9 protein-coding genes and 2 pseudogenes are annotated in these 9,613 nt (G+C 59.1%); 7 read left to right on the top strand and 4 right to left on the bottom strand.

The window, feature by feature from the left end; translation table 11 throughout:
* The first annotated feature begins 36 nt into the window (after nucleotides 1–36).
* From QO034_RS14645 to QO034_RS14660, 4 genes and pseudogenes are all read left to right on the top strand, one after another.
* Nucleotides 37–1,020: a Bug family tripartite tricarboxylate transporter substrate binding protein gene (locus QO034_RS14645; RefSeq protein WP_284486278.1), complete on the top strand. Its 984-nt coding sequence runs from the start codon at nucleotides 37–39 to the stop codon at nucleotides 1,018–1,020.
* 93 nt (nucleotides 1,021–1,113) lie between these two features.
* Complete coding sequence (locus tag QO034_RS14650) at nucleotides 1,114–1,581, top strand: tripartite tricarboxylate transporter TctB family protein (RefSeq protein WP_284486279.1); 468 nt, start codon at nucleotides 1,114–1,116, stop codon at nucleotides 1,579–1,581.
* Nucleotides 1,581–3,068: a tripartite tricarboxylate transporter permease gene (locus QO034_RS14655; RefSeq protein ID WP_284486280.1), complete on the top strand. Its 1,488-nt coding sequence runs from the start codon at nucleotides 1,581–1,583 to the stop codon at nucleotides 3,066–3,068. Before QO034_RS14650 ends, QO034_RS14655 begins: the two co-directional genes overlap by 1 nt.
* A gap of 58 nt (nucleotides 3,069–3,126) precedes the next feature.
* Nucleotides 3,127–3,363, top strand: a pseudogene (locus QO034_RS14660) (IS6 family transposase); the annotation flags it as partial.
* A gap of 433 nt (nucleotides 3,364–3,796) precedes the next feature.
* Here QO034_RS14660 and kduD read toward each other — a convergent pair.
* The 3 genes from kduD to QO034_RS14675 are packed head-to-tail and all read right to left on the bottom strand — an operon-like array spanning nucleotide 3,797 to nucleotide 6,187.
* Nucleotides 3,797–4,540, bottom strand: a complete 744-nt coding sequence (kduD, locus tag QO034_RS14665) for a 2-dehydro-3-deoxy-D-gluconate 5-dehydrogenase KduD (RefSeq protein WP_407696770.1) — start codon at nucleotides 4,538–4,540, stop codon at nucleotides 3,797–3,799.
* Nucleotides 4,537–5,361, bottom strand: a complete 825-nt coding sequence (gene kduI, locus QO034_RS14670; protein WP_284486281.1) for a 5-dehydro-4-deoxy-D-glucuronate isomerase — start codon at nucleotides 5,359–5,361, stop codon at nucleotides 4,537–4,539. The genes kduD and kduI overlap by 4 nt, the downstream gene beginning before the upstream one ends.
* A 16-nt stretch (nucleotides 5,362–5,377) precedes the next feature.
* Complete coding sequence (locus QO034_RS14675) at nucleotides 5,378–6,187, bottom strand: GntR family transcriptional regulator (protein WP_284486282.1); 810 nt, start codon at nucleotides 6,185–6,187, stop codon at nucleotides 5,378–5,380.
* A 209-nt stretch (nucleotides 6,188–6,396) separates the two neighbouring features.
* On the opposite strand from QO034_RS14675, the gene QO034_RS14680 reads away from it, so the two are divergent.
* The 3 genes from QO034_RS14680 to QO034_RS14690 are packed head-to-tail and all read left to right on the top strand — an operon-like array spanning nucleotide 6,397 to nucleotide 9,263.
* Nucleotides 6,397–7,371 (top strand): sialic acid TRAP transporter substrate-binding protein SiaP, encoded by a 975-nt coding sequence (locus QO034_RS14680; protein ID WP_284486283.1) that lies wholly within the window; start codon nucleotides 6,397–6,399, stop codon nucleotides 7,369–7,371.
* Between the two features lie 12 nt (nucleotides 7,372–7,383).
* Complete coding sequence (locus QO034_RS14685; RefSeq protein ID WP_284486284.1) at nucleotides 7,384–7,989, top strand: TRAP transporter small permease; 606 nt, start codon at nucleotides 7,384–7,386, stop codon at nucleotides 7,987–7,989.
* Nucleotides 7,986–9,263, top strand: a complete 1,278-nt coding sequence (locus QO034_RS14690) for a TRAP transporter large permease (RefSeq protein WP_284486285.1) — start codon at nucleotides 7,986–7,988, stop codon at nucleotides 9,261–9,263. The genes QO034_RS14685 and QO034_RS14690 overlap by 4 nt, the downstream gene beginning before the upstream one ends.
* A gap of 225 nt (nucleotides 9,264–9,488) precedes the next feature.
* On the opposite strand, the pseudogene QO034_RS14695 reads toward QO034_RS14690, so the two are convergent.
* Nucleotides 9,489–9,613 (bottom strand): annotated as a pseudogene (locus tag QO034_RS14695) (IS5-like element IS711 family transposase); the annotation flags it as partial.

The raw sequence follows: 9,613 nt of genomic DNA on the forward strand, positions 1-9,613 counted from the left end.
CGGAAACCCGCGACACAACAACCGAGAGGTTCAGACATGACAATCACCAAAGGTTTTCGCAGAGCCATGGCCGGTGCGGCCATCCTCGTTGCTGGCATGACGGCAGCGAGCGCTCAGGACTTTCCGACCAAGGACATCACGCATATCATGCCTTGGAGCGCGGGCGGTGGCACGGACACGGTCATGCGTACTTTCCTGCAATATGCCGAGGAGCCTCTGGGCGTCGGCATCCGCACCCAGAATGTCACCGGTGCGCAGTCGGGTGTCGGCACCCTGCGCCTAATGAAGTCGCGGCCCGATGGGTACACCATCGGTTCACTGACCTGGGACAGCATGATCACCGTGCCTTACAAGGATCTGGTGCCGGGCTACGATACATCGACGCTCTCCTACCTCGCCAACGTGACGCTCTATCCCACCGTTCTGGCTGTGAACGCCGATACCGGCTGGGAAACGCTCGATGACTTCATCGCCGCCGCCAAGGCAGCGCCGGGCGAGGTCACGGTTTCCGATTCCGGCATTGGCGGTATCTGGCATCTCCATGCGCTCGATATGGCTGAACAACTGGGTGTGGAACTCAACCACGTTCCGTTCCCCAACGGTTCGGCAGAGCAGCGCGAAGCCCTGATCTCGGGCGAAAACGATGCCGCCAGCCTCAGCTACGCCACCGTTTCGTCGGCGGCCGAAGCCGGGCAGGTCAAGGTGCTGGCCGTGATGGGGTCCGAGCGCGACCCCAGCCTTCCGGACGTCCCGACTTTCAAGGAACTGGGCTATGACGTGATCTGGGGCGGTATGCGCGTTCTCGCGGTCCCCGCCGAGACGCCGGACGACGTCAAGGAGACCCTGATTGCGGGCTTCAAAGCCGCCTTCGACAATCCAGAATTCCAGCAGAAGGCCGAGGAAACCGGCATGAACGCCTACTGGATGGACGGTGCAGAGACCGAAGCCTTCGTCGAGCGCACCCAGACCCGCGCGCTGAAACTTCTGGACAAGTTGAAGGAACAAGGCGTGCTGGAGTAACCTGCTCCTGACGGCTCGAACAATGGAGCGACCCGATCGTGTCAGACGGCCGGGTCGCTTCTCGGTAGACCCATACGACAAAAGGCTTGTCCCTTGACGATAAACCGCCAGGCGCTCTTTGCGCTCTTTATCCTTGCAATCGACATGGCCTATCTGAAGCAGGCGCTGAATCTGCCGCTGCCGTTTTCCAGCGGTGAACCGGGGCCGTCCTTGATGCCGCTGGTCCTTGTCCTGACCCTTGGGATCGGCGCGCTCGGCGTGTTGGTGCAGGAGTTGCGCGGCACGGCGGACCACGAGGATGACGAGGACGCGAGGTTCAGTCTGAGAACCGTCGCGCTGATCGTCCTGACGTGCGGCTTCATCTGGGCCTTCGAGCCTCTGGGCTACTGGTACGACACGCTGCTTTATACCTTCTGCGTGGCGTGGCTCTTCGAACAGGAGCGGCTGGGACCGGTTAAGGCGGTATTGACCTCGGCTCTGATCGGCGGCGGGATCACGGGCGTCGGCTGGCTGTTCTTCGTCACTCTCTTCGACCTTTTCCTGCCCCAGGGATACTTCTGATGTTCGCCGACGTGATGGGAGGCTTCGCGGCCCTCGCAAATCCGGAGACCTTTCTCTATCTGATCGGCGGCTTCCTGATGGGTCTCGTTTTCGGAGCCATTCCGGGACTGACCGCGACGTTGGCAATCGCGCTGCTCCTGCCGTTCACCTTCGCGATGGAACTGACCAATGCGCTGGTGATGGTCATGGCGATCTTCATGTCGGGGATCTATGCCGGTTCAGTGACCGGGATCACCGTCAACATCCCCGGAGCGGCTTCGGGCGCGATCACGACGATGGAGGGCTATGCGCTGATGAAACGCGGGCAGGGGGCCAGTGCCCTCAGCCTCGACGCGCTCGCGTCGTCGATCGGCGGCGTCCTCGGCGCCGCAGTTCTGATGTTCGTCGCCATCCCGATGAGCGAGTTCGCCCTGCTGTTCCGCACACCGGACAAGTTCGCACTGGTCTTCATGGCCGTCGTCACGGTGGTGATCGTGGCGAAAGGCTCGATCTGGAAGAGCCTTGTCACGGTCTCACTCGGGCTGATGATCTCCACGGTCGGCTTCGACAACATGGTCGCCCAGGGACGGTTCGATTTCGGCAGCGCCAACCTGATCGAGGGTGTCCAGCTTCTGCCAGCGGTGATCGGCCTCTTCGCAATTTGCGAGTTGCTGTTGCAGGGTGGCTCGAAAGCCCGGACCTCCATCGCTGCAAACACCTTCAACGCGCGGCACAAGGACTTCTGGCCCGACTGGAAACAGGTGCGGGAGATCGGTTTCTGGACCTACTTCAAAAGCTCGGTCATCGGAGTGCTGATCGGGATGCTGCCGGGCGGGGGAGCGTCGATGGCCTCCTTCGTGGCTTATGCCGAAGCCAAGCGGGTCAGCAAGAAGCCGGACGAATACGGCAACGGCTCGCACGAAGGCCTGGCGGCGGCGGAGTCGGCCAACAACGCGATGTGCGGGGGCGCGGTCGTGCCGCTTCTCACGCTGGGCATCCCCGGCGACTCGGTGACGGCGATCATCTTCGGCGTCCTGCTCATCCACGGCCTCGTCCCCGGACCGGGGCTTCTGACCAACGAGATGGTGACCATCGCGCCGATGTTCGCGGCTCTGATGGTCTCGGCGGTTTTTGTCTTCCTCTCGGTTCTGGTGTTCGGACCCTACTACATCTGGCTGGCCCGGATGAACCGGGGCGTACTCTACGCCTTCATCGCGATGGTGGCGATGGTCGGCACCTATGCCTCGACTTATTCGGTGTTCCAGATGTGGATGGCGTTAGGGATCGGTGTATTCGCCTGGTCGCTCAGGCTGATGTCCTATCCGCTGGTGCCGATGCTGATGGGCATTATCCTCGGGCCATATCTGGAGCTTTACATGCGCAGGGCGCTGATCACCTCGAATGGCGACGTGATGACCTTTTTCGGCAGCCCGATCAGCATCGGTCTCTACTGCATGACGGCCGTTTTTATCTATTTCCTGCGTATCAAGAAGCCAAAGCACGCCTGAGGGCCTTGTCAGAACAAATTGGCTCGAAGCGGGCAGGGCGGTTTCGTAGCCTTTTCTCATGACGAAAACAGATCCCTTCAAGTACTTTCACAGCAGCCCCGAAATCATCCGCCTGGCGGTGATGTTGTACGTTCGATTTCCGCTGTCGCTTCGCAGCGTCGAGGATCTGCTGCACGAGCGCGGCGTCGAAATCAGCCACGAGACCGTCCGGTTCTGGTGGCGCCGTTTCGGCCCGATGTTCGCCTCGGAGATCCGGAAACGTCGGATCGAAAGGCAGCAATCCAGTCGATGGAGACCCAATGGCGCCGCACAGGAGATGCAAGGGCAAATGTGAATGATGATTGAAACGGACCGCTGTTGGGACACTCCGGGGCGGTGTCTGGGCTTCAAAGCTCGTCAGTCTGATAGGAATCCGGCATGCGGACTTTATCAAGGCCAGCGGTCATTCATGCCGCGCAAACAGGCCGGACAAATGACCGCAACCTGCTTCGATCACATCAATCCATGAAATCCCTTACAAAATCGGGGCCGTCCTCAAATGACACCACCCCCTGAAAAATCCGCTTGGACAACGTGTTCATATAGGGCCAATCTCAGCGAAAATCTTGCTGGCTGGCGCAGGGTTCCCAGCGAGAATTGACAGGCGAAGAGCAGTTTGTGATCTCTGTTTCTCCCTCGCAGAGTTGGACTTCCGAACCCATAGCCCGGGGTAGAAAACTTTCGGCAGATTACCGGGCCAACCAGCCGCCATCGACAGGCAGCACCACGCCATTCACATATTCCGCTGCGTCCGAGGCCAGAAAAACCACTGCACCGGCGATCTGCTCGGGACGCCCCCAGTCACCCGCAGGAATCCTGTCCCGAATGGCCCGGTTTCGTACGGGATCTTGACGGAGCGCCACTGTGTTGTTCGTTGCGATATAGCCCGGCGCGACGGCATTCACGTTCACGCCCTGTCCGGCCCATTCGCAGGCCAGAAGCCGCGTTAGCCCGGCAACCCCGCTTTTGGACGCGGTGTAGGACGGGACGCGGATACCGCCCTGAAACGACAGGAGCGAGGCAATGTTGACGATCTTGCCGCGGCCCCGTGGCAGCATATGCCGCGCCACCGCCTGACTGAGGAAGAAGAGGTTCTTCAGGTTGATGTCCATGACGGCATCCCAGTCCTCTTCGGTGAAATCGATCGCGTCGGCGCGACGGATGATGCCCGCGTTGTTGACAAGGATGTCAATCTGACCGGCCCAGTCCAGCACTGATGAGACGATGCAGGGGATGGCGTCCATCGATGAGAGATCCGCCGTCACTTCAAGGCTGTCGCCATCCAGCATCCCCCGCGTCTCGTTCATCGGCGACCGGCCAACCAGTGCAACCCGGGCACCCGCGTCGGAAAGACCGACGGCGATGGCCTGACCGATTCCGGTATTCGCCCCGGTGATGATCGCCACCCGGTCTGTCAGGTCGAACATCGTCACCGCAGGTCTTCCATCTCGACGAAGTCCATGTCGGTAAAATCCTGGTTGTCGCCCGCCATCGACCAGATGAAGGAATAGGGTCCGGTGCCGGAACCGCAATGGATCGACCAGCCCGGCGACAGAACCGCCTGTCGGTCGGCGACGACGATGTGACGCGTCTCGGACGGCTCGCCCATGAAGTGAAAGACCCGCGTCGCTTTGGCCAGGTTGAAATAGAAATAAACTTCTGACCGCCGGTCATGGACGTGGCAGGGCATCGTGTTCCAGGTGCTGCCCGAGGCGATGGTCGTCATGCCCATGACCAACTGGCAACTGCCGGTGACGTCTGGGTGAATATATTGCCGCAACGTTCGAATATTGGCTTCCGCCACTTCGCCCAGGTCATGCCGAATCGCCTCGTCGCGCCTGATTTTCCGCATCGGATAGCTGCGATGTGCAGGCGTGGAAACGAAGTAGAACTGAGCGTCGCCACCTTCGAACACAACCGATCCGGTGCCCTTCGGAACGTAAAGGCAATCGCCGGCCGCCAGTCCGATCCGCTCTCCGTCAAGCGCCAGGGAACCAGAGCCCGCGATACAAAACACCCCGATCTCGCGACGGTCGCAGAAGTTCGGGCAGCCGACCGGCTTGGGTGTCGGCAGTTCAAGCGGCGCGCCATCGGGTACCGCGCCGCCAACAATCGTACGATCGAGATGAGAGTAGGTCATGCGCACCTGACCCGGGCTGAACAACTCTTCGATCAGGAACTGCTCGCGCAAGCGGGCGGTGTCGTAGGTGCGTGTCTCCTCCGGGCCGATAGCCTGCCTAACATGGATTGTCATCTCGTTCTCCCCTCGGTCACTGGCCTTCGATTTCCCGGTCGTGAATGAAATAGTCCGGCCAGGTCTGGCCAAAGACTTCGATGTCGAGTTGCAGCTTGTCGAGATGTACTTCCATTGACTTGACCGCGCGATCCGCATCGCCGGATTCCAGTGCGTCGACAATCTCTTTGTGTTCGCGGATGACCATATCCAGACGACCCTCCTGCGGCAGGGTAAGTTGGCGATAGCGGTCCACCTGAATCTTGACGGTGCGGATGATCTCCCAGATACCCGGATAGCCTGCGACCGAAGCGAAGGCGGCGTGGAACGCTTCGTCCTCGGCGTGGAACGTCTTGAGGTCGTTTTTCCGTGCAATTTCGCGTTGACGTTCCAGTCGGGCGCGAAATTCGAGCACTTGGCTCGGGGTCGCCCGTTCGACCGCCTTGCGCACGATGACAACCTCCAGCGCACGCCGGGCGACTATGGCTTCGATCACCGCCGAGACAGGGATGCGCCCGACGAAGGTGCCGGATTTGGGCACGATCTCGACCAGTTTTTCCTTGTCGAGGCGTTGCAGCGCCTCGCGAACGGGCGTGCGGCTCACACCGAATTCTTCGGCCAGGCTGATCTCGGACACCGGTGTGCCCGGCCTCAGCTTCATCGAAGCAATGTCGGAGTGAAGTTTCTCGTACACGATATCGGCACTGGTGCGAATCCCCGAACTTGAAAATCTGGCCGGGCCTCGCGGGGCCTGGCTGGGCGCACGTCTGTGTGGAGCACCGCCAGAGGCCAGTCGCGGGCCGGCTGCAACCCTTTTGTCATGTTGCGTGTTTTTCCCCGAGACCATTCGGTTTTCCCATTCTTCTCAAGCCTGATCGCTCGCCGCAAAAATGCCCGTGCTGATTCTGGCCTGCACCCCAAGAGCCACAAGTTCACTTCTTTCTTGTATACAAGATATATCTAGTATACAAGTAAATCGTGCCCGATATCATGAACCGGGTGACAAAGGGTTGTCTGCCATGTGGAGACGGCCGGAAAATTCTAGGGAGGATGCACATGTATCTCGGGAGAATCGGCGCATTCGTCACCGCCGTCGGCTTCACAATTGTCGGTGCAACGTCTGCGCTAGCGCAAGAAACACTGAAATGGGCCCACGTTTACGAAGAGGGCTCGGATTATCATCAGGTCGCACTTTGGGCGGCGGAAGAGGTCAAGGCCCGCACCGACGGGCGGATCGAGATTCAGGTCTTCCCCGCGTCGTCTCTGGGCAAGGAAGTCGAGATCAACGAGGGCCTGGGCATCGGCGCGGTGGACATCATCTATACCGGTCCCAGCTTCGTCGAGCGGTACTATGGCCCGATCGCGATTTCGGATTATCCGTTTATCATGCGAGGCTACGACCATTGGAAAAGCTACCGCGACAGCGATCTCTTCGCCGAGCTTTCCGAAGGTTACAAGGATGCCACCGGTCACACGGTGATGGGACTGGTCTATTACGGACAGCGCCACGTCACTTCGAACTATCCGATCCTCAAGCCGGCCGACATGGAAGGTCTGAAAATCCGCGTGCCGAACTCACCGGTGATGCTGATGTTCCCCAATGCGGTAGGCGCAAATCCGACGCCGATGGCTTTCTCCGAGGTGTACCTGGCGTTGCAACAAGGCGTTGTGGACGCACAGGAAAACCCCTTGCCGACGATCCAGTTCAAGAAATTCTACGAGGTCCAATCCAACATCAATCTGACCGGACACATCCTGAACTCACTTTTGATCATCACTTCGGATAGCGCGATGGCGCGTGTCGGCGATGATGCGGCTGTCCTGGAAGAGGTGCTGAAAGAAGCGGCCGAGAAGGTTTCGCAAAGTATCTACGACAGCGAGCAAAGCCTGGTGGCCTGGTTCCGCGAACAAGGTATTGCTGTGAATGAGGTTGACAAAGCGCCGTTCCAAGACGCGGTCAAACCCATGCTCACAGACATGTCCAAAGTGCCTTACCAGATGGAACACTTTGAGCGGTTGCAGGCCCTCTGATACCATCAAATCATGAGCGATCCTGATATGAACGGGGGGGACGGGGGGCGTGGCCGCGATGCGGCCCGCCTTTTCGTCGAGGATGACAGTAATGCGCCACTCGATATCAGGCTTGTCGATCTGCCGGGCCTGATAGCGCTTTGGGGCCTTGCGATCATCGTCTTTCTTCAGTTTTTCACGCGTTATGTGCTGAACGACAGCCTCGCCTGGACCGAAGAGTTCGCTCGATACGTTCTGATCGTCGTCGCCTTCCTCGGCGCGGTCACCGTCAGCCGGAAAGGCACGCACATTTTCCTGGAGTTCTTCTATCGCTATCTGTCGCCCCGGACGGGCAAATGGCTGAACGTTCTGATGGAGGCCCTGACGACACTTTTTTGGGGCTACCTGGCTTGGTTGGCCGTCAAGCTTGCCCTCAAGACCAAGACCAAGATGGCCTCGGCCGAGATCCCGAAAAGCCTTCTTTACTGGGCGGTAGCCGTGGGGCTGGCGGCGATGGCGGTCTATTCCCTGATCTGGCTCATCCGCAAAATTCGACAACGCCCGGAAGACGTTATGCAAGAGATCGAGAGCCATGCGCTGGCGGAAATTTCGACTGACACGAGAGATGACACTGTATGATCCTGACCCTGATGTTCGTGATCCTGTTCGTTCTTCTGGTCACGGGCGCGCCCGTCGCAGTGGCGCTCGGTCTTTCTTCGCTGTTCTTTATCTCGCTCTCCGGGATGCCGAATGTTGTCGTACTCCACAACATGGTGAATGGCATCAACTCTTTCCCACTGATCGCGGTGCCGTTTTTTATCCTTGCCGGGCACCTGATGAATACCTCAGGTATCACCAACAAGATTTTCGCCTTCGCCCGGGCAACCGTGGGATGGATGCACGGAGGACTCGGCCATGTGAATGTCGGAGCAAGCGTGGTCTTTGCCGGAATGTCCGGCGCGGCCGTGGCTGATGCGGGCGGGCTCGGCAATATCGAGATCCGTGCGATGCGTGACGCGGGCTATGATACCGACTTCTCGGTCGGAATCACCGCCGCGTCGTCGACCATCGGCCCGATCATCCCGCCATCGCTTCCTCTGGTGGTATACGGCGTGATCGCCAACGCCTCTATCGGTCAACTCTTCGCTGCAGGACTGGTTCCGGGTTTCATCATGGCGGCGTCGCTAATGATCATGGTCGCAATCATTTCGCGAATGCGTGGCTACCCGCGGGACGATCGCTTCATGTTTGGCGTGTTCCTGCGCAGCTTCGGCGATGCGATCCTGCCGCTTTTCACACCGATCATCATCGTCGGAGGTATCCTTTCGGGTGCCTTCACGCCGACCGAGGCTGCCATCGCGGCGGTTGTCTACTCCATGTTTCTCGGAGTTTTCGTGTACCGTACGCTGGACACCCGTCGCATTCTGCGCGTGTCGATGGAGACCGTAGAGACCACCGCCTCGATCATGGTCATCGTCGCCGCCTCGGCGATATTCGGGTGGATTCTGACCGCCAATCAAGTGGCACAGAAATTCGCCGGAACTCTTCTGACGCTGACGGACAATCCATCCGCAATTCTGTTGATTATCATGCTTATTGTGCTGATCGTCGGCTGTTTCATGGAAACCATTGCCGCGATCACCATTCTGACGCCAGTCTTGCTTCCAGTGGCGGTAAGTGTCGGCATCGACCCGGTACATTTCGGGATCATTCTGATTCTCAACCTGATGATTGGATTGCTGACCCCTCCCGTCGGCTTGGTGTTATACGTCTTGTCTAGGGTCGCGGAAGTTCCGTTCGAGCGCTGCGTGATCGCCACGGCGCCGTTTCTTGTTCCCTTGCTCGCGGTCCTGCTGTTGTTGACCTTCGTTCCTGCCCTGTCGATGTGGCTGCCGACCGCACTCTATCGGTAAGGCATAACCGCCTTGGTTGCTCGACGAGGATAGTTGGCGGCTCCGTGCGAGTATCCGATCCAATATGCCATGCCTCAAAATGTTGGTATCCGTCCGACTACGCACTTGAGGCCTATTGCGGCGTCCAGTTCCATGGAAGCAGTTCGTCGAGCCGGTTGATCTTGTGATCGGCGATACGCTCGAGAAGGCGCACAACCCCTTCGACGGTCTAGGCGGCGTCTGCATTTAACCGATCCATGCCATTGCGAAGCAAGATCAACGAACGCTTTGAATGAGCTGACGGTCTTTTCGCAGCGCAGTGCGATACGGCGGAATCGTTTGATCCGATTGAAGAAACACTCGACCAGATG

This window comes from Sedimentitalea xiamensis (genome assembly GCF_030164465.1).
Lineage (GTDB): Bacteria > Pseudomonadota > Alphaproteobacteria > Rhodobacterales > Rhodobacteraceae > Sedimentitalea > Sedimentitalea xiamensis.